The sequence below is a fragment of the Bradyrhizobium sp. 149 genome (assembly GCF_023073915.1).
GTDB lineage: Bacteria > Pseudomonadota > Alphaproteobacteria > Rhizobiales > Xanthobacteraceae > Bradyrhizobium.
On sequence record NZ_JADPKK010000022.1, the window covers coordinates 1,663,538 to 1,682,311 of the forward strand.

The 18,774-nt window shown below is 64.8% G+C and carries 20 protein-coding genes and 2 pseudogenes; 13 read left to right on the forward strand and 9 right to left on the reverse strand.

Annotated features, from left to right (window positions below):
* Nucleotides 1-50: 50 nt before the first annotated feature.
* On the reverse strand, nt 51-608 hold the full coding sequence (locus tag IVA88_RS25675) for a dihydrofolate reductase family protein (protein ID WP_247499942.1): 558 nt from the start codon (nt 606-608) through the stop codon (nt 51-53).
* A gap of 230 nt (nt 609-838) precedes the next feature.
* Nucleotides 839-2,041 carry an LLM class flavin-dependent oxidoreductase gene (locus IVA88_RS25680; RefSeq protein WP_247499943.1) on the reverse strand — a complete coding sequence of 401 codons (1,203 nt, stop codon included), beginning with the start codon at nt 2,039-2,041 and terminating at the stop codon, nt 839-841.
* Between the two features lie 136 nt (nt 2,042-2,177).
* On the opposite strand from IVA88_RS25680, the pseudogene IVA88_RS25685 reads away from it, so the two are divergent.
* The 3 genes and pseudogenes from IVA88_RS25685 to IVA88_RS25695 all read left to right on the forward strand — a co-directional run.
* A pseudogene (locus tag IVA88_RS25685) lies at nt 2,178-2,390 on the forward strand (nitrate reductase cytochrome c-type subunit); the annotation flags it as partial.
* Nucleotides 2,374-2,604 carry a hypothetical protein gene (locus IVA88_RS25690; RefSeq protein WP_247499944.1) on the forward strand — a complete coding sequence of 77 codons (231 nt, stop codon included), beginning with the start codon at nt 2,374-2,376 and terminating at the stop codon, nt 2,602-2,604. The pseudogene IVA88_RS25685 and the gene IVA88_RS25690, both read left to right, overlap by 17 nt.
* 142 nt (nt 2,605-2,746) lie before the next feature.
* Nucleotides 2,747-3,862, forward strand: a complete 1,116-nt coding sequence (locus IVA88_RS25695; protein ID WP_247499945.1) for an ATP-dependent RecD-like DNA helicase — start codon at nt 2,747-2,749, stop codon at nt 3,860-3,862.
* A gap of 52 nt (nt 3,863-3,914) precedes the next feature.
* On the opposite strand, the pseudogene IVA88_RS25700 reads toward IVA88_RS25695, so the two are convergent.
* Nucleotides 3,915-5,605, reverse strand: a pseudogene (locus IVA88_RS25700) (tetratricopeptide repeat protein).
* A 244-nt stretch (nt 5,606-5,849) separates the two neighbouring features.
* Between IVA88_RS25700 and msrA the strand changes: the two are divergent.
* The 4 genes from msrA (at nt 5,850) to IVA88_RS25720 (ending at nt 7,781) form a co-directional block, all read left to right on the forward strand.
* Entirely contained in the window at nt 5,850-6,554 is a 705-nt protein-coding gene (gene msrA / locus IVA88_RS25705; RefSeq protein WP_247499946.1) for a peptide-methionine (S)-S-oxide reductase MsrA, read from the forward strand.
* 28 nt (nt 6,555-6,582) lie between these two features.
* Nucleotides 6,583-7,002, forward strand: coding sequence for a peptide-methionine (R)-S-oxide reductase MsrB (gene msrB, locus IVA88_RS25710; RefSeq protein WP_247499947.1), 420 nt, complete (start codon nt 6,583-6,585; stop codon nt 7,000-7,002).
* Nucleotides 7,003-7,110: 108 nt separating this feature from the next.
* The gene (locus IVA88_RS25715; RefSeq protein ID WP_007596187.1) at nt 7,111-7,275 is read left to right on the forward strand and encodes a DUF3309 family protein; all 165 of its coding nucleotides are present in this window, start codon (nt 7,111-7,113) and stop codon (nt 7,273-7,275) included.
* Nucleotides 7,276-7,487: 212 nt separating this feature from the next.
* Nucleotides 7,488-7,781 carry a hypothetical protein gene (locus tag IVA88_RS25720; RefSeq protein WP_247499948.1) on the forward strand — a complete coding sequence of 98 codons (294 nt, stop codon included), beginning with the start codon at nt 7,488-7,490 and terminating at the stop codon, nt 7,779-7,781.
* Between the two features lie 78 nt (nt 7,782-7,859).
* On the opposite strand, the gene IVA88_RS25725 is transcribed toward IVA88_RS25720, so the two are convergent.
* Together IVA88_RS25725 and IVA88_RS25730 are read right to left on the reverse strand one after the other, a co-directional pair.
* Nucleotides 7,860-8,402: a DUF4112 domain-containing protein gene (locus IVA88_RS25725; protein WP_247499949.1), complete on the reverse strand. Its 543-nt coding sequence runs from the start codon at nt 8,400-8,402 to the stop codon at nt 7,860-7,862.
* Between the two features lie 61 nt (nt 8,403-8,463).
* Nucleotides 8,464-8,889 carry a DUF5413 family protein gene (locus tag IVA88_RS25730; protein ID WP_247499950.1) on the reverse strand — a complete coding sequence of 142 codons (426 nt, stop codon included), beginning with the start codon at nt 8,887-8,889 and terminating at the stop codon, nt 8,464-8,466.
* Between the two features lie 143 nt (nt 8,890-9,032).
* Between IVA88_RS25730 and IVA88_RS25735 the strand changes: the two genes are divergently transcribed.
* The 3 genes from IVA88_RS25735 (at nt 9,033) to IVA88_RS25745 (ending at nt 10,073) form a co-directional block, all read left to right on the forward strand.
* The gene (locus IVA88_RS25735; RefSeq protein WP_247499951.1) at nt 9,033-9,278 is read left to right on the forward strand and encodes a hypothetical protein; all 246 of its coding nucleotides are present in this window, start codon (nt 9,033-9,035) and stop codon (nt 9,276-9,278) included.
* Between the two features lie 36 nt (nt 9,279-9,314).
* Nucleotides 9,315-9,542 (forward strand): hypothetical protein, encoded by a 228-nt coding sequence (locus tag IVA88_RS25740; protein ID WP_247499952.1) that lies wholly within the window; start codon nt 9,315-9,317, stop codon nt 9,540-9,542.
* 255 nt (nt 9,543-9,797) lie between these two features.
* Nucleotides 9,798-10,073 (forward strand): hypothetical protein, encoded by a 276-nt coding sequence (locus IVA88_RS25745; protein WP_346657633.1) that lies wholly within the window; start codon nt 9,798-9,800, stop codon nt 10,071-10,073.
* 77 nt (nt 10,074-10,150) lie between these two features.
* Here IVA88_RS25745 and IVA88_RS25750 read toward each other — a convergent pair whose 3' ends face one another.
* The gene (locus IVA88_RS25750) at nt 10,151-11,770 is read right to left on the reverse strand and encodes a hypothetical protein (RefSeq protein WP_247499953.1); all 1,620 of its coding nucleotides are present in this window, start codon (nt 11,768-11,770) and stop codon (nt 10,151-10,153) included.
* 36 nt (nt 11,771-11,806) lie between these two features.
* The gene (locus tag IVA88_RS25755; protein ID WP_247499954.1) at nt 11,807-13,099 is read right to left on the reverse strand and encodes an adenylosuccinate synthase; all 1,293 of its coding nucleotides are present in this window, start codon (nt 13,097-13,099) and stop codon (nt 11,807-11,809) included.
* 370 nt (nt 13,100-13,469) lie between these two features.
* Between IVA88_RS25755 and IVA88_RS25760 the strand changes: the two genes are divergently transcribed.
* Complete coding sequence (locus IVA88_RS25760; protein ID WP_247499955.1) at nt 13,470-14,402, forward strand: DMT family transporter; 933 nt, start codon at nt 13,470-13,472, stop codon at nt 14,400-14,402.
* On the opposite strand, the gene IVA88_RS25765 is transcribed toward IVA88_RS25760, so the two are convergent.
* A complete protein-coding gene (locus IVA88_RS25765) occupies nt 14,399-14,788 on the reverse strand; it encodes a DUF1330 domain-containing protein (protein WP_247499956.1) in 390 nt (129 codons plus the stop codon). The two genes, IVA88_RS25760 and IVA88_RS25765, sit on opposite strands and share 4 nt — an antisense overlap.
* A 105-nt stretch (nt 14,789-14,893) precedes the next feature.
* Here IVA88_RS25765 and IVA88_RS25770 point away from each other — a divergent pair, with 105 nt between their 5' ends.
* Together IVA88_RS25770 and IVA88_RS25775 are read left to right on the forward strand one after the other, a co-directional pair.
* Nucleotides 14,894-15,844 (forward strand): DMT family transporter, encoded by a 951-nt coding sequence (locus IVA88_RS25770; RefSeq protein WP_247499957.1) that lies wholly within the window; start codon nt 14,894-14,896, stop codon nt 15,842-15,844.
* A gap of 98 nt (nt 15,845-15,942) precedes the next feature.
* On the forward strand, nt 15,943-16,920 hold the full coding sequence (locus IVA88_RS25775; RefSeq protein ID WP_247499958.1) for a tripartite tricarboxylate transporter substrate binding protein: 978 nt from the start codon (nt 15,943-15,945) through the stop codon (nt 16,918-16,920).
* Nucleotides 16,921-17,077: 157 nt separating this feature from the next.
* On the opposite strand, the gene IVA88_RS25780 is transcribed toward IVA88_RS25775, so the two are convergent.
* Nucleotides 17,078-18,763, reverse strand: coding sequence for a methyl-accepting chemotaxis protein (locus tag IVA88_RS25780; RefSeq protein WP_247499959.1), 1,686 nt, complete (start codon nt 18,761-18,763; stop codon nt 17,078-17,080).
* Between the last annotated feature and the right edge of the window lie 11 nt (nt 18,764-18,774).

Consider the following 18,774-nt stretch of genomic DNA (forward strand, 5'->3'; position numbering starts at 1 on the left):
GGAAGCGATGGGCCAGCAGCGGACGCTAGGGACGTTGAGGCTGCTCGGAGTCAGCGCTCGCGCCGATAGTGCATAGCAACCGCGCCGCTGCGGAGCGGCTTCGCCGAGACCAGCTTGAGCCGCCGTGCACTGGGCAGCCCACCCTGGTACAGAGTCGGGCCGTGGCCGGCAATCCTGGGGTGGACGAGGAGCTGATATTCGTCGATTAGATCCAGCCGGTCCAACTCGGTTGCGAGTTTGCCGCTACCGAGGAGCACGCCGGCCGGAGTCGCGTCCTTGAGCCTCTGTACGCCTGTTCGCAGGTCGTCGGCGATATGGTGGCTGTTGGCCCACGGGAAGTCCGTTCGCGTCGACGACACCACGTACTTCGGTTTGGCGTCCAGCTTGACCGCCCACTCGCGTATCGCCGGCGGCGCCTCCACGTCGCCGCGAGCGACCGCCGGCCAGTAGCTCTCCATCATCTCGTAGGTGATGCGGCCCCACAGCATCGCCCCGCCCTCGTCCATAAGGCGGGTGAAGAACGCGTGGGTCTCGTTGTCAGCGATTCCCTCCTCATGGTCGACGCAGCCGTCCAGGGTGACGTTTATGCTGAAGGTCAATAGTCCCATGCGACCAGCCTAGGCCATCCGCTCGAAAAAAGATGTAGGGCTAATGCTCGCGGTTCATGTTCAACTTCCGCTGTGGGGTCACAAGCCGCCGATCACGCCCAAGATGAGAGACTTCCGGTTTGCGTTGGTAAGCCGACGTTTTATGAGTACACGTCCTGGCGCTCCGTTTGTAGAAGCAAGTCAAACCGCCCAAAGCTTTGGGATTCCCGACCGCACCGGCGGATGATGTCCTACCCCGCCGCTTTCACCGGCGCGACGCTGACCGCGAGCTTGCCGTAACGGTCGGTGAAGGCTTCCGTGTCGATCTCCTCGAGCTTGATCTCGCCGCTCATGACGCCTTGCTTCCAGGCCGCCTGCGCCGGATCGTTCTGGAATTCCGGCATCACCTCGCGGCCGAACAGCTCGAGCGATTCGCAGATTTGCTCATGGCTGTTCTTGCCCGCTTGGTTCAGGAGGATGACCTGGTCGATGTGCGAACCCTGGAAACGCTTCAGCTTCCTGCGGATCGTCTCCGGAGAACCGATCAGGCCGCCGCGCAGCGCGGCCTCCTGCGCCTCGGGATTGTCGCGCTTCCACTTGTTGTACTCGTCCCACATGTTGACGGTGTAGGGCGCGGGCCGCTGGCGATTCTGCGACGCGCCGTAGAACCGCAGCGCGAACTGGAAGAAGGTGGCGCCGTCGGCGCGGGCGCGGGCCTCCTCGTCCGTCTTCGCGCACATGAAGAACGACACCAGCGCCATGTTCGGGTTGATCTCGTAGTCGGCGAGCTTGGCGAGACGCTTGGTCATGGCGTTGTAATAGGCGTGCACCCAGGCATGGGCGGCGTCGGCGCTGACGAACTGGAAACCGAGCGCGCCGAAGCCGTGGCGGCCGGCGCGTTCGATGGTCGGCAGTTGCGAGCAAGCCATCCACAGCGGCGGATGCGGCTTCTGCACCGGTTTCGGCACGACATTGCGCAGCGGGATGTCGAAATATTTGCCGTGATGCTCGCTCCCTGCGTCCTTGAACATCGGGAAGATCGCGGCGACGGCTTCCTCGAACACTTCCTTCTTGGTCTCCATGTCGCGGCCGAACGGCGTGAGCTCGGTGATGGACGCGCTCTCGCCCATGCCGAATTCGCAGCGGCCATTGGAGAGCAGGTCGAGCACCGCGACGCGCTCGGCGACACGCGCGGGGTGGTTGGTGGTGAGCTGGAGGATGCCGTGGCCGAGCCGGATGTTCCTGGTGCGCTGGCTCGCCGCCGCGAGGAACGATTCCGGCGAGGGCGAATGCGAGTATTCTTCGAGGAAGTGATGCTCGACAACCCAGGCATGGTCGTAGCCGAGCCCGTCGGCGAGCTCCATCTGCGAGAGCGCATTCTGGTAGAGGCTGAGCTCGTCACCGGCCACCCAGGGACGTGGCAGTTGCAGCTCATAGAAGATGCCGAACTTCATGACGCCTCTCTCCCAAGTTTTCTCGCCCGCTTATTTTTGTTGCGCTCATCTTAATGCGCGAGGCGGCGCTGTCCACGGAGCAGCAATTCCGCCTTGCGGGAGATCGAACCTTCAGTCGCGCGGGGCAGTCGCTGCCAGCGCTGAATCGCAGGCGCCGATGGTCTCGATCACCCACTTCATGGACCGCGACGGCCACTTCCTGGCTTTGATCTCGCCGCGCCGCTTCTTCTGTACGGGATGCCACGTGCCGCAGAATACCGCCAATCCGCCCGTCAGCAACGACTTCATCAATATCGACACGCTGCTGTCGCGCGCAAGCCCGGTGGCCGCCGATGACGGCGACCGCTGACGAGCCCGGCGAAGGGATGAAGGCCAGGCGCGGCTTCGTCGCGCAAGGCTGGGACTTCGCGCGCGAACTCTGGCAGGTGCTGATCCGGCCGAGTTCGGTGTTCGGGCTCGGCGCGCTGGTGCTGGCGACGACCGCTTCGCGGTCTCCTCAGGATGAGGCTCAGCAACATCTTTGCCTGCGGAAATTGCGGCTGCGCATTCCGTCCTCATCCTGAGGGCCCGCCAAAGGCGGGCGTCTCGAAGGATGGTCGCTGAGAAACGGCCTTACATGCGATTACCCTGCGCTTGAACCGGCGGTGCGAATGGTTAGTTTTGGGGATGGCGAATCGCTTCGTTTCGCCCTTTCTCAAAGCAGACATGGCCACATTCACCCCGCATCAGGACGCCGCACTCAAAGCCGTTGGCGATTGGCTCAAGGCAAAACCCGGCCGCAACGGCACGCCGCCGGTGTTCCGCCTGTTCGGCTTTGCCGGCACCGGCAAGACCACGCTGGCGCGGCACATCGCAGACGGCGTCGACGGCGAGGTGAAGTTCGCCGCCTTCACCGGCAAGGCGGCGCTGGTCATGCGCAACAAGGGTTGCGACGAGGCCTCCACCATCCATTCGCTGATCTACCGCACCCGCGAATCCGGCGACGAGCAGCCCAGCTTCGAGCTGTGGGACGACGCCCCGGCCTCCAAAGCCAAGCTGATCGTGATCGACGAATGCTCGATGGTCGATGCCGAATTGGGTCGCGACCTGATGTCGTTCGACTGCCCGCTGCTCGTGCTCGGCGATCCTGCCCAGTTGCCCCCGATCCAGGGCGGCGGCTTCTTCACCAATACCGAGCCGGACGCGATGCTGACCGAGGTGCACCGCCAGGCCCAGGACGACCCGATCGTGCGGATGTCGATGGACGTCCGCGAGGGACGCGAGCTCGACATCGGCCGCTACGGCGAGAGCGAGGTGGTGTCGCGCAAGGAGCTCGATCCCGATCGCGTCATGGCCGCCGATCAGGTCCTGGTCGGCCGCAACAACACGCGGCGCGCGTACAATATGCGGGTGCGCCAGCGCCAGAACATCGAGGACACCTTTCCGGTCGCCGGCGACAAGCTGGTCTGCCTGCGCAACAATCGCAAGAAGGGCCTGTTCAACGGCGGGCTGTGGCGCGTGAAGTCGCGCAACACCACGCGCTCGAAATCGCGCATCCTCAGCATGAGGCTGTCGCCGGACGAGGATCTTGGCCACAAGGTGACGAAGGTCTCGGTGCGCGCCGATTGCTTCGAGGGCGGCGTCGAGGCGATCGCCTGGGAGCAGCGCAAGCCCTATGACGAGTTCGACTACGGCTATGTGCTGACGGTGCACAAGTCGCAGGGCTCGCAATGGGACGACGTCGTGCTGTTCGACGAGAGTTTTGCGTTCCAGGAGAGCCGCGCGCGGTGGCTCTATACGGGAATTACGCGGGCGGCGAAGCGGCTGAGCATTGTGGTCTAACCGTCGTCCCGGCGAAGGCCGAGACCCATGCGTCGCGTCACATTGGCAGCCCTTACTTCCCCGCGACGAAATAGAAATCCTCGCGGCCCGGCGGCGAGCCGTAGGAAAACGGCTGCTGCGCGTGCTTGGTCACAAGCCAGACGTCGTCGCGGACGATGTCGAACAGCTTTCGGATCTCGACGCGTGGCGTCTTGATTTCGCGGGCGAGCGCGGCGGCGAAGGGGCTGTCGGCGTCGCCGTCCATCGCGGTCTCGCCGTGCTTGGCGGCGTAGACCACCATGAAGCCGGCGCCGGGCTCGATGTTGGAAAAGCCCTTGTCCACCAGCTTGAGCGACAGCGTGCGCTGCATGGTCGGCGCGAACGGATTGTCGCGGCAGGCATCCAGCATGACCAGACGCACCTTTCGCGCGGCGCCGGCGGCGGCGATCACCTGCTCCAGTGCAACCGCCTGGGTCTCGGCGTCCCTGTCCGCGGCGAGCTTGGCGTCGACGGGAACGAGATAGTTGACGCCGCCGATCTCGAAACCGTGGCCGGCGTAATAGACCACCGCCCAATCCGCCTTCTCCGCCTCGGCAGCAAACGTCTGCAACGCTTCGAAGAACTTGTCGCGGGTCAGGTCGCTGACGGATATCACGGTCTGGAAGCCGACATCGCGCAGCACGCCTGCGATCATTTTCGAGTCGCGGGGCGGGTTAGGCAAGGCGTGGACGTTCTTGTAGGCGCCGTTGCCGATCACAAGCGCCACACGGCGCCCCGTTGATCCGGCCGGCGCCTGCGGTGTCAGCGCGACCAATCGCTCCTGCGCGATCGCGCGGGCGCGCGCGACGTCGAGATCGTCGAACTTCGTCAGCGAATAGGCTGCCGCACGATAGTCGGCACGAGCCTGCGCGCGGTCTTTCCTGCGCTCGTAGATCTGGCCGCGGCCCGAATGTGCCCGCACATTGTTCGGGTTGATCTGGATCGCCGCGTTATAATCCTTCAGCGCGGCGTCGAGGTCGCCCTTCATCATGTTGACGTCCGCGCGATTGTTGATCGCGAACAGGTTTTTCGGCTGCTTCTCGATCAAACCGTCGCAGTCGGCGAAGGCCTGATCGTACTTGCCCATCATGCCGTAGGTGATGCAGCGATGCCGGCGATCTGCTGTGCATTCGGATCGATCTTCCCGGCTTCGGTGAAATCGGCAATCGCGCCGTCAAAATCCTTCATCAGCGTGCGCACCCGGGCGCGGTTGGTGTAGCCGAGCAGGAACTTCGGCGCGTATTTGATCGACAGGTTGAAATCGTCGAGCGCACTTTGCAGCGCACCCCGGCGCAACTGGATGATGCCGCGGTTGTTGTAGGGGACACCGTAGGTCGGGCGCTTCTGGAGCGCGAGGTTGTAGTCTGCCATCGCATGATCGTCCTCGCCCGTCCGCTCATAGGCGAGGCCGCGCAAATTGAGCGCGACGACGTTGTCGGGATCGAGGTCGACGGCCATGGACAAGGTCTCGATCGCGTGGACGTAGTCACGCTTGTTGATCAGCGTATTGCCGCGCACCGAGAGCGCGATGGCCTTGTCCCTGCCGGTGACACGGTCGGCGTTGAGCAAATTGTCGCAGGCCTGCGCCCTCGCCTGCGCATCCGCCTGGCGGTCGCGGCAAATGGCGAGGTCGTCGCCGGATTGCGGATCGGCCGCCGCAATCGAACACCACGCAGCCAGGACGGCGAGCACGGCGAAGGGGGTCAGGGATACGACGCGCAGCATGTTGTCAGGTCAGCTCCAGCCGCCATTCTCTAAGTCGATCACCGATCGCGCCGGTTCATCTAGCGCGGAGTTCCGGTCCTCGCCAAGCCGGGCTGCTTCAGGCCGCGTGTTTCACAGACTCGTGTCCGTCCGGCCGTAACAATCGCCCGGCCGGCCCGTATCTGGAATGTCTGAAAATGCCGGGCAGGCTGTTCGCCCGGCTCCAACCGCCCTAGACTGTGAGACCTTCCGAAAGAGGATCGCCATGCGCCGCCCCGCCCTCGCCTCGCTGCTCGCCGCAACCACCGCCCTGACGCTGGCTTTTGCCGCGCCGACCCGGGCCGCAGAGGACGCGGTCGTGATCCCCGCTCCCGCCGTTGATGCGGCACCCGCAAGCGGGATCCAGACCGCCGTGATCGCCGGCGGCTGCTTCTGGGGCGTGCAGGGCGTATTCCAGCACACCGCGGGCGTCGTCAACGCGGTCTCCGGCTATGCCGGCGGCACCAAGGCGACGGCGGACTATCAGTCCGTCTCGAGCGGTCGGACCGGCCACGCGGAATCGGTCGAGATCAAATACGACCCGAAGAAGATCTCCTACGGCAAGATCCTCCAGATCTACTTCTCGGTGGCGCACGACCCGACCCAGCTCAACCGGCAGGGCCCCGACACCGGCACGCAATATCGCTCGGCGATCTTCACCACCTCCGACGAGCAGAAGAAGGTGGCCGAGGCCTATATCGCCCAACTCAACGGCGCGAAGGTGTTCAGCAAGCCGATCGCGACCAAGGTCGGCGCGCTGGAGGCGTTCTATCCGGCGGAGGCCTATCATCAGGACTATCTGACGCTGCACCCGAACCAGCCCTATATCGCCTACAACGACCTCCCGAAGGTCGAGAACCTGAAAAAGCTGTTCGCGGATAACTATATTGAGAAGCCGACGCTGGTGAGCACCAGCAAGGCCACCAACTGATCGCGAGATCACAAAAAACGGGAGACCCATGCCCGACACCAAGACGAAAACCACGGACGACAAGGTCATCAAGAGCGAAGAGCAATGGCGCAGCGAGTTGTCGCCGATGCAATACGCGGTGCTGCGCGAGAAGGCGACCGAGCGTCCCTTCTCCGGCGAATATGAACACGACCACCGCGCCGGCACCTACACCTGCGCGGGCTGCGGCAATGTGCTGTTCGAGTCCGACGCCAAGTTCGATTCCGGCTGCGGCTGGCCGAGCTTCACCCAGCCCGCCGTCGAAGGCCATATCGAGGAGGAGCGGGACGTCAGCCACGGCATGATCCGCACCGAGGTGCTGTGCGCCAAATGCAGCGGCCATCTCGGCCATGTCTTCCCCGACGGCCCTGGGCCGACGGGTCTGCGCTACTGCATCAATTCCGCAGCGCTGAAGCTCGAGCCCAAATAAACCTTGCGCGTCGCCGGGTTCCGTCATGGAACCCGGCGACGCGATGTGCTTTTCTACCCTGGTGGTGCGGCCGACCATGGCATTGCGGCGGCCGCCAGGGAGGATGCCATGACGCTTGGGACCATCCTGATCATCCTGGTGATCATTTATCTGGTCGGCGGCCTGTCGGGCCGCATCGGTGGCTACGGCTACGGAATGGGCCATTCCGGCATGGGGATCGGCGGCCTCGTCCTCGTGGTGCTGCTGGTGCTACTGCTCCTCGGCAAGCTTTAAATCATTCAAGGCACTGATATTATTACGGCTTTCCAAGTTGCGGAGCTGCCATGCGCGGATTCATCATCTCGCATCGCGGGGGTCGCAATTTTGTCAAAACGGGCTATATTAGAGGACGAAAATGACATGTGCGGCGCGCCACTCAATCGTGGCCTCTGCCCGTCCAAACCCCACGCGCTTAAAGCCCCAGAGAGATCACGAGGTCTTTGACCATGCGTCCACTGCGTCCGTTCAACTTCAACACCTCCGCCGAACTCTTCCCCGCCGCGATCCGCAAGAAGAAGCGCGCGGGCTTCACCTATCGGCGGTTCGGTACTGCGGCCGAAGCCGTCCAGTTCGCGATGGAGCAGTTGCCGACGGATTCGCTGAACGGCGCCTATCTTCAGGTCGAGGAAGCGCGCTTCGACCAGAACGGCATCCGCTCGCTCTACGAGAGCGAAGCCTTCCCGCTGCCTCGTCACCGCAAGCCGGTGGAGGCCAGCGCCGACGCCGCCGACGCGGCCTAAGTTTTCGTAAAGCACTGCGATGTGCGCCGAAAGCGCGATGGCCGAAAGGCCGTCGCGCTTTTTGCGTTTGGGGGAGCGTCAGATGCGCGGCTGCTTGTCGAGCCAGCGGCGGAGCAGGCGCATGTTGCGCATGTTGGCACGGAACATGACGTCGAAGGCGTCGCCCGCGAACGGCACCATGCCGACGACGCCGTCGACCGCGACATTGCCGAGCATGCGCGCGGTGATGTACCAGGGCGCCCCGAGCGCCCTCGCCTCGCGCACCAGCCAGAGCGAGATCGCGGTGGTGATGATGTCGCCGACGACGGGGATCAGTCCGATCAACCCGTCGATGCCGTAGCGGATATTGGTGCCGGGGAGGACGAAGGCGACGTCGAGCAGCTTTGCGATGGCCTCGATCCGCGCGATCCGCTGCTCGCGCGTCAGATTGCCAAACGGATTATCTTTGCCGAACTCGAAGCGAAACTCGCGAAAGCCTTGCTCCAGCGTTTCGGGCCGGATCTCGTGACCCTCCTGGTCGATGATCGGGCCACGCGCCTCGGCGCTCGAAGAGGCCGCGCCCGGGCGGCTTCCGGGGCGGGATGGACGCGGAGCAAGAATATCGTCATCGGACATGGTCATGGCCTGTAGGGAACGCGCCAGCGCGGCGGAGGTTGCTGCGGCGTGATCGAAGGTCGCGCCCTCAGGTCGATGCTGTCGCCGGCTGCGGCTCCGCAACATATCTATGCACGAGCCATGACGAAATCACCGCCGGCACGAAGCCGACGAGGCCGTACAGGATGAACTGCACTGCGCCCGAATCTGGCCCGCGCGAGCTGTAGGTCAGCGAGGCCAGGATGAAGGCGAACACGCCGACCAGAAGCATCCGCAGCACCGGGCCGATCCGGCGGACGTGGACCAGGATGTCGTCGACCGCGCCGATCATCAGTGAGGGCAGGAAGCCGAACAGATAGCTGTATTGCAGGGTCTTGAAGAACACCGCGAACAGCTTGCCGACCTCGCCGAGACTGGTCTGGGTCCAGTAGCCGGACTGATAGGTTGTCGTCAGCAGCAACAGAAACCCGCCCACGAACGGGCCAACCAGCGCGAACACGAAATAGCGTTTCATCAAGCACCCTCATCCTTCGCCCCGTTATAGCAGCGCCGCGGGAACCTTGAATAGCCGGGTGCCGGCTCTGCCTTTGGGAACAAGCGGCATAGCGACGAGTTCAGACAGGACTCGCAATTCACTTGTCAAATTTGGAGCCGCCGATGTCCCGCAAACTGTTCTTTCTGGCGACGATCGCGCTGACGGCCCTGACCGGCCTGTCGAGCCTGCCGGCTCGCGCACAAGGTCATGGCGGCACCTCGCAGGAACAGCAGGCCTGCTCGCGCGATGCCTCGCGCCTGTGCCGCAAGGACCTCGGCAATGACGGTGCGGTGCAGGGTTGCCTGCAAGCCAACCGGGCCAAGCTGTCGCGGTCTTGCAGCAAGGTCTTTCAGAGCCACGGCATGTGAGGGCCGGAACATCCCCGGCGAACGGAGAGTGAAGCCATGTTGCGCGACGAACAGCTCTCGATCCTGAGGGACATCAGCCAATCGGTCGCCTTTGCCGACGACCGGCACGGCAAGATCGGCGAGCTGATCGCCGACGGTTACGTGATGAAGGACGGCGACCTGTTCGAGCTCACGGCAAAGGGCGTGACGGCCGTGGAGGAGCACGCAGCGGTTGGCGCAAGCGACGCGGAACAAGCGAGCGCATCCTCCGATCGATTGAGCTGATCGCACGCCGGTCGCATTGTGCGTGACGTGCGCGCAACAATTGCGAATTCCTTTTTGCCTGCCATTGCGGCCGCGCGACAATGGCGCATACTTCGCTCGGGCGGCGCAGCACTTTTCGATTCGAACATCACCAGAGATCGAGCAACCACATGCGGGATGAGTTCCGCGTGAAGGCTGCGACATGCGGCAAAGCAAGCCGCGTGCGGTGCCCCAAAACCAAGCGGCTCATAGCCGCGGAACTCAGGGACGCATCGCATGACACGCTACCAGACCATCGCAACTCTCTTCGCCGTCGCAACCGCAGCCGTCGCATTCCAGACATCACCCGGCCTCGCCTTCTCGTCCGAAGCACAACAGATGTGCTCCGGCGATGCAATGCGGCTGTGTTCGAGTGAGATCCCCGACATCCCGCGCGTCAGGGCCTGCATGGTGCAGAAAAAGGCTCAGGTCAGCCCGGGCTGCCGCGCCGTGATGGACCGCGAGCACGCAGCCGCGGGCGCATCGCGCAAGCGGGAAGCTACTGCGCAATAGACGCCGGTTCAATTTCGGTTGGATCGTTGAAAGCTCGGTTCACCTCTCCGGAGAGAGGTGAACAACAGTCAGGCACCTTAGTCGCCCCACTGGGCGAAGGCGTCGTTGAAGGCGCGCTCGCCGGGAGCGCCCTTCTCGATGGCGATGATGGCGCGGCGCTGGTTGGCGTAGACCAGGGGCACGTCGAACCAGGAGCGCTCCTTCAGGAGCTGGACGTTGCGGCTGCGATCGGCATCGACGTTGGAGAGGCCGACCAGGAAGAAGCCGTCGGTGACCTTGACCGCGAGACCTGCGAGCGGCGTGCCGCGGGCCTGTTCGTTCGACTTCATCAAGATGCCGGGCACGTTGGAGACGCCGCCGCCCGAGAAATCCTGCGGCAGGACGAAGGTCAATTCCGCGGTGTGGCTCGCCGGCAGCGACGAGTCGGTGTTGCGGCGGAACGACATCGTCATCTTGAACTTGCGGTCGGGGATCTCGATGTCGGCGCGCACGGCGACGTCGGCCTTCTGGTTGCCGGACGCCTTGATCGGCTCGAGCCGCCACACCACCGAGCCGACATATTGCTTGCCCTTCGGATCGGATGGATCCTCGTCGTAGAGCACGACCTTCTGCGCCACCGGCGCGACCGGCTGGTCGCTGGCCGAAGGCTGACCGACGCGATCCGGAATCTTGGGCTTGCTCTGCGGCTGAGACGAATCCTTCGGCGCCTCCACCACCTGCGTCGGCGAAGACTTGAACAGGTTGCTCGCAGTCTGGACCAGCTGCTTGCCCCAGAGGATGCCGGCACCGACCAGGATCAGCACGATGCCGACGGCGATGGCGCTCTTGAACGGAAAAACGGAGCCGGTGCGGGCGCGCTTCTTCTTGGTGTCGCGGTCGAGAACGGGGATGTGCGGACGCGACGGCGGCTGCTGCTGCGGGGTATAGCGCTCGGCTTCCTCGATCGATTCGTCGTAGGAGTAGGGCGCGTCCGCCCCGGCGGCGCGATTCTCCAGGCTCGGCTCGAGCCGATCGAATTCCGGCGAGGGCGAGGGAACGTTGGCGTAGGTGCGGCGCGCGGCACGGTTGGCCTGCGCGGCGGCCCCGCCGAGATCATTGGCGTCGGCCGTGATGTCGCGGAAGCCGCGCACGCCCGGTGCCGGCGGCAGCGGCGGCGGAGGTCCCATGTCCGGCGGACGGCGTCCACTGGCGCGATCTCGTCCGGCCGGAGGCTCCGGCATCGACGGCGGTGCCGACGGACCCGGCTGGCGCGGCGCGTCGAAACGCGGGGCCCGCGGCGCACGCGGGGCGTCGCCCTGGTCATCGACGTTGAAGGAGGGCCGGTCGGCGCGTGGCGGCGGCGGCGCCGGACGGGTGCGCGGCGGGGCAGAAGTTTGAGGCGCGGGCGAGTTGCCCTCGGTGGCGCGGGTGCTGGCGCGGCGGAAGGCATCGCCACTGCCGCTGCTGCGGGCGCCGCCACCGGGACGCGAGGCCTCGCGGGCACGCTGGGCCGCCTCTGATTCGACCTTGCGGACGGCCTCTTCCAGCGAGAGCCGCTCGCGGGTGATCTCTGATTCGGAGAGCGGCGGCTGCACGCTGCGGAGCTGCGCGATCAGCGCCGTGCGCGCCCGCTCGTAGAGCGCGCGACGGCTCTCGCCGGGAGCGTTGGGGTCCAGGGCGGCAATAGCGCGGGCGATCAGCGGATAGTAATCAGCCATTTCTACTCAATATACGCGCGTCCCGGTAAGAGATCGTTAAGCCTCGAACGGATTTTGCACCAGGATAGTATCCTCGCGTTCGGGGCTGGTGGAAAGCAGCGCGACCGGGCACCCCACCAATTCCTCGATCCGGCGGACATATTTGATCGCCTGGGCCGGCAGCTGGGCCCAGGACCGCGCATTAGCGGTCGGCTCCTTCCAGCCCTCGATGGTCTCGTAGATCGGCTCGACCCGGGCCTGGGCGCCCTCGCCCGCCGGGAAGTGGTCGATCTCCTTGCCGTCGAGCTTGTAGCCGGTGCAGACCTCGATCGTGTCGAAGCCGTCAAGAATGTCGAGCTTGGTCAGCGCCAAGCCGTTGATGCCGCAGGTGCGGACCGCCTGCCGGACCAGCACGGCGTCGAACCAGCCGCAGCGGCGGGGACGGCCGGTGTTGGTGCCGAACTCGCGGCCGCGCTCGCCGATCTTGCGGCCGGTCTCGTTGTCCTGCTCGGTCGGGAACGGGCCTTGGCCGACGCGGGTGGTGTAGGCCTTGCACAGGCCGAGCACATACCCGACCGCGGCGGGGCCGAGGCCCGAGCCGGTTGCCGCCTGCGCCGCCACCGTGTTGGACGACGTCACATAGGGATAGGTGCCGTGATCGACATCGAGCAGCGCACCTTGCGCGCCTTCGAACAACATGCGCTTGCCTTCGCGCCGCTTGATGTCGAGCAGCCGCCACACCGTCTCGGCATAGGGCAAGAGCTGCGGTGCCAGCGCGGTCAATTCCTTCACGATCTCCTTGCCGTCGAACTCCGGCAGGCCGAGGCCGCGGCGCAATGCATTGTGATGCGCCAGCAGCCGGTCGATCTTGTGCGGCAAGGTATCGAGATCGGCGAGGTCCATCAGGCGGATGGCGCGGCGGCCGACCTTGTCCTCGTACGCGGGACCGATACCGCGGCGGGTGGTGCCGATCGCGGTCGCCGCATTGGCAGATTCCCGGTGCGCATCGAGCTCGCGGTGCAGCGGCAGAATCAGGGTGACGTTCTCGGCAACGCGCAAGTTTTCCGGGCTGATCGCGACACCCTGCGCACGCAGCTTGCTCACCTCGTCGAGGAAGGCGGCGGGATCGAACACCACGCCATTGCCGATCACCGACAATTTCTGCTCGCGCAGCACGCCCGAGGGCAGCAACGCCAGCTTGTAGGTCTTGCCGTTGATCACCAGCGTATGGCCGGCGTTATGGCCGCCCTGGAAGCGAACGACGATGTCCGCCTGCTCCGACAACCAGTCGACGATCTTGCCCTTTCCTTCGTCGCCCCACTGGGCGCCGACGACGACAACATTGGCCATTCGCGGGTAATCCCTATGCAATCTGTTAGATGCGCCCAGCCCAATCACGGCCGGGGCCGCTCGAACGCGAGGCAGCCAACCGGATAAAGGATGCAGCCTCTGTAAGCAAGCAAGAACGGGGCTTTTTCGGGGCCGCGAGCGCACTCCAAGCCTTTGATATCCCCGGAAAATTCAGAACCCATCGCGACAAGCGCAATGCTTCGACCAAAGCGTGAGAGGCTGCTTCGACCGCTGCATGGTCGCGATGCATCCGGCCCCCGTTGATGCAACCTCGATTTCCGTGTCTTTGAGGGGAGCCGGGCTACGAGCCGGCCCGGACACCCCCGGGCCCGGAGGTCTCGGCGCATGACGCGGGGCCACAACAATCACAATGTCCGCCACCGGCCAGCCCACAAGCGCGGAAACATCCGGTCACAACTGGATCGCCAACCAGCCTTATCTGCTGCTCAGCATCACCGCGCTGTGCTGGGCCGGCAATGCCATCGTCGGGCGGCTCGCCGCCGGCCATATCCCGCCGGTGACGCTGTCGTTCCTGCGCTGGTTCTTCGCCTTCCTGCTGGTGCTGCCGTTCGCCCGCAAACACCTTGCGCAGGACTGGCCCGCGATCCGCAGCAAGCTCGGCCTGATGGTCACGCTCTCGATCACCGGCATCGGCGCCTTCAACACGCTGCAATATTGGGCGCTCGAGCATACGCAGGCGCTCAACACTCTCCTTTTGCAATCTGCCGCGCCGCTCGTCGTGGCGCTGTGGTCGCTCGCCATCCTTGGCGTGCGCCTCACCACGGCGCAGGCCTTCGGCGTGCTGCTGTCGATGTGCGGCGTGCTGATCATCCTGCTGCATGGAGACTTCACCACGCTGTCGAACATCGATTTCAACAAGGGCGATCTCATCTTCGTCGTCGCGCTTGTTATCTTCGCGCTCTATTCGGTGCTGACCTTGAAGCGGCCGCCGATGCACGGCTTGTCATTCCTCGCCTTCACTTTCGGCTGCGGTGCTGCGTGTCTCATTCCGCTTGAGATCTGGGAGCTGTCCGCGCGTCCCGTGATGAAGCTCGACGGGCCGAACCTCCTGACCCTGTTCTATGTCGCGGTGTTCCCGTCGACGCTGGCCTATCTCTGCTTCAATCGCGGTGTCCGGCTGATCGGCGCCAACCGCGCCGCGCCGTTCTTCCATGTCGTGCCGGTGTTCGGCTCGATCATGGCGATGGCGTTTTTAGGCGAGCACCCGCAGGCGTTCCACTTCCTCGGGTTCGCGCTGGTGCTGGCCGGCGTGTTCGTGGCGTCACGGAAGCAGGCGAGCTAACTCATCTTGAACTTGCTGTACGCTTCGCTAGTCGCAATGATGACGTGCTCGGCGCTAGCATTGACGCGATGCGGATCGGCCTCGGTCTCGTAGGCCTCCGACGTCATCATGTCGACGAAAGCCGCAACCGTGGGATAATAGACCAGCGCCACGAAATCCCAGTCGTTGCCTTGCTGCGGGCCCAGCGCGACCGCCCTGGCGTCGCCGGTCCAGAGCAGCGTGCCGCCACGCGCCTTGATCATCGGCACTGTCACCGCACTGTAGCGCAAATAGGCGTCCCAGCCGGAACCGTCGCCGTCGCCCGAGCGCGCGTTGAAGCGCATCAGGTTCAGCATCACCACCGGTGCATGCTGATCGAGCCGCTCCAGGCCGTCGATGTTCAACATATTAACCGCCAATGCCGCCTCCTCTGGTCATGCCTGCATTGTAGCATTGCGGCCGCGTGACTTGTGTCGCGACGCCAATCCGGCGCAAGCTTCTATCCAACGCCAATGACGATCGCTCCGCCCGCGCCAAAGCCCCCCAATCCAGCCAGTTGGCTCAACAACCAGCCTTATCTGCTGCTCAGCCTGAGCTCGCTGTTCTGGGCCGGCAACATCGTGCTCGCGCGCCACGTCGGCGCGCACGTGCCGCCGCTGACGGTGACCACGATCCGCTGGTTCGGCGTGTTCCTGATCCTGCTGCCGTTCGCCTGGCCGCATCTGAAGCGCGACTGGCCGAATCTGCGCAAGAGCCTGCCGCTGATGCTGTTCCTGTCGCTGGTGGGCTTTGCCTTCAACAACGCGATCTCGTACTGGGCGATGCAATACACGGAGGCGCTGAACGCGCTGCTGATCCAGTCGGCCGGACCGCTGTTCGTGGCGCTGTGGTCGCTGGTGCTGTTCGGCGTGCGGCTCACCGCTGCGCAGCTCGCCGGCATCGGGATCTCGCTTCTTGGGGTGCTGATCATCATTCTGCGCGGCGATCTCGCCGCGCTCGCGAGCATCAGCTTCAACAGGGGCGACATCATGTTCGCCTCCTCGCTGGTGGCGTTCGGGATCTATTCCGCCTTCATCCCGCGGCGGCCGAAGATCCACCAGCTCTCGTTTCTCTCCTTTACCACCTGCTGCGGCGCGACGATGCTGCTGCCGACCGCGATCTGGGAGACCTGGAGCGGCCGCGTCCTGCAACTCGACGGGGTGACGCTGGCGACGCTGGGCTACATCCTGATCTTTCCCTCGACGCTGGCCTATCTGTTCTTCAACCGCGGCGTGGCGCTGATCGGCCCGAACCGGGCCGCACCGTTCTTCCATCTGGTGCCGGTGTTCGGCTCGGCGATGGCGATCCTGCTGCTCGGCGAAAAGATCCAGCCGTTCCACCTGGTCGGCTACCTGCTGGTGCTCGCCGGCGTCGTGATCGCCTCACGCCAAGGCTCCGCGGTGAAAGGTTCTGCGGTGAAGTAATTCCGCGGGGCGGAGACAAGGCGACAAACTCGCGCCTTCCGATTCCAACGAGGAGACGCTAGGTTCCCCGCCAACGAAAAAAGAGGGAACGACCAGACATGCTTTCAGCGTTGATCCGAATCCTGCGTGCCATCGGCACCGCCGCCCTTTGTCTCGCCGCCGCATCGGCCGCGCAGGCCGACAATTATCCGAGCCGCAACATCACGCTGGTGCTGCCGTTCGCGGCCGGCAGCGGCACCGACACCACGACGCGGCTGATCTCGCAGCATTTGTCGCAGGCGCTCGGCGTTGGCATCGTCATCGAGAACAAGGCGGGCGCCAACGGCATGATCGCGGCGACCTATGTCGCGCGCGCCGCGCCCGACGGCTACACGCTGCTGGTGACCACCAATACCACGCATTCGGCCAATCCCTATCTGCTCAAAAACCTGACCTACGATCCGGTCAAGGACTTCACCCCGATCGCGCGCACCGGCGACCTGCCCTTCATGCTGGTGATCCATCCGGAGGTGCCGGCCAAGAGCGTCGGCGAGCTCGTCGCCTACGGCAAGGCCAATCCGGGCAAGCTGAGCTACGCCTCGGGCTCGTCCTCGGCGATCGTGTCGGGTGCGACCTTTGCGCACAATGCCGGGCTCGACCTCCTGCACGTGCCCTACAAGAGCTCGCCGCCGGCGCTCAACGACGTCATGGGCGGCCGCGTCTCGATGATGTTCGTGGACATTCTGACCGGCCTGCCCCACGTCCAGGGCAACGCGCTACGTGCGCTCGCCGTCACCACCAAGGACCGCTCGTCGCTGGTGCCGAACCTGCCCTCGATGCAGGAGGCCGGCGTGCCGGACTTCGACATCTCGTCGTGGCAGGGCTATTTCGGTCCCGCCGGCATGCCCAAGGAGATCGTGACGCGACTCAACGCCGAGATCCGGAAGATCGTCGAGAAGCCGGAGATCAAGGCCCAGCTCGCCACCCTCGGCATGGACGCGTTCTCCGGCACGCCGGAACAGCTCGCCACGTTCGTGAACGAACAGCTCGTGTTGTGGGAGAAGCTGATCAGGGAGGCGGGGATCGAGAAGCAGTAGGGGCTCGCGAAACCTGCGCGCTCCGCATTCTCCGTCATGGCCGGGCTTGTCCCGGCCATCCACGCCTATCGACGCGTAACGTGTCCGAGAACGTGGATGCCCGGGACAAGCCCGGGCATGACGATGGAGTAGATGGTGTCGCTTTGATGTGACGACTCTACGCCGCGCGCACCTTGGCGAGGAAGCCGTCGACTGCGCTCCGCAGCGCGCCGGACTGGTTGTCGAGTTCGCGGGCGTTGGTGAGCACGTCGGAGGCGGCCGTGCCGGTGGCTTCCGCGGCCGAGGCGACGCTGCCGATATGGGTGTTGATCTCGTGCGAGCCGGCCGCGACCGACTGGATGTTGCGGGCGATCTCGCGGGTCGCCTCGCCCTGTTGCTCGATCGACACGGAAATGCCCGCCGTGATCTCGCTCATCTCGGCGATGGTCTGGCTGATGCCGCCGATGGCCGCGACCGCATCGCTGGTCGAGGTCTGCATCGCCGCGACCTGGGCGGAGATTTCCTCGGTCGCCTTGGCAGTCTGGTTGGCAAGCGCCTTGACCTCGGAGGCGACGACGGCGAAGCCGCGGCCGGATTCACCGGCACGCGCCGCCTCGATGGTGGCATTGAGGGCGAGCAAATTGGTCTGCGCCGCAATCGAGTGGATCAGCTTGACCACCTCGCCGATCTTCTCGGCGCCGGTGGAGAGCTCCTGCACCGTGGCGTTGGTACGCTCGGCGTCGTTGACGGCGCGACTCGCCACTTCGGTCGAGCGGGTGACCTGGCGGGAGATTTCGGTGACGGAGCTCGACAACTCTTCGGCGGCAGCCGCGACCGTGCCGACGTTGCCGGAAGCTCTCTGCGAGGCGGCGCCGACGGTCGCCGCACGCGAAGAGGCGTCGCTGGCGGTGGCGGTCATCGATTGGGCCGTGGCTTGCATGCCCTTCGCGGCCGAGGAGACCGAGCGAACGATGCCGTTGACGCTGCGTTCGAAGTCGCTGGCGATGCCCTCCATCGCGCTGCGACGTTCCGCCGCGACGCGATCCTTGGCATCGGCTTCGCTCTTCTCGATGTCGCGAATGCGCAGTGCGTTGTCCTTGAAGATCTGGACGGTCGACGCCATTGCGCCGACCTCGTCGCCACGGCCGACGCCGGGAATCTCGCCCTCGAGCTTGCCGTCGGCGAGGTCCTTCATGCGGGCTCCGAGCAGCGCGAGCGGGCGGCTGATGCTGCGGCCGATCAGCCAGGCAACGCTGCCGGCGACGATGACGATGCCGAGCATGGCGAAGCCGAGCAGCCAGTAGACCGGACCCATCTTGGCGTCGATGTCGTCGAGATAAGCGCCGGTGCCGAGATACATGTCGAAGCCGGGGACTGCGACCGCGTAGCCGAGCTTGCGGATCGGCTTCTCCTGGCCGGGCTTCACATATTCATAATACAGCAGGATCGAACCATTGGCCTTGACGCCGTCCATCAGCTCGGCAGACAGCTTGCGGCCATTGGTCACGACATCCATGCGGTTGCTGCCGATCTGCTTCGGATCGGGCGCAAGCTGCGTAATGCCGTCATAGGACGTGCCGAACAAATAGCCCGCACCGTTGTCATACGTCATTGCATTGCCGTAGCGACGAATCTCGGCCATCGCCGCGTCCTTCGTCAGCTCGCCGGCATCGACGCGCTTCTTGAGCGCGGCGGCGTAGTTGCGCCCCAATTCCACGATCGCCTTGGCCTGATCGATGCGCGCGTTCACCATCTCCTGCTTCATCAGGTATCCGGCGAGGACCCCCGAAATGCAGAGACCGAACAAGGTGACGCCGACGAGAATGCCGAGCTTGGGGGCGATCTTCAGATTGCTCAATTTCACGGGGTGGCTCC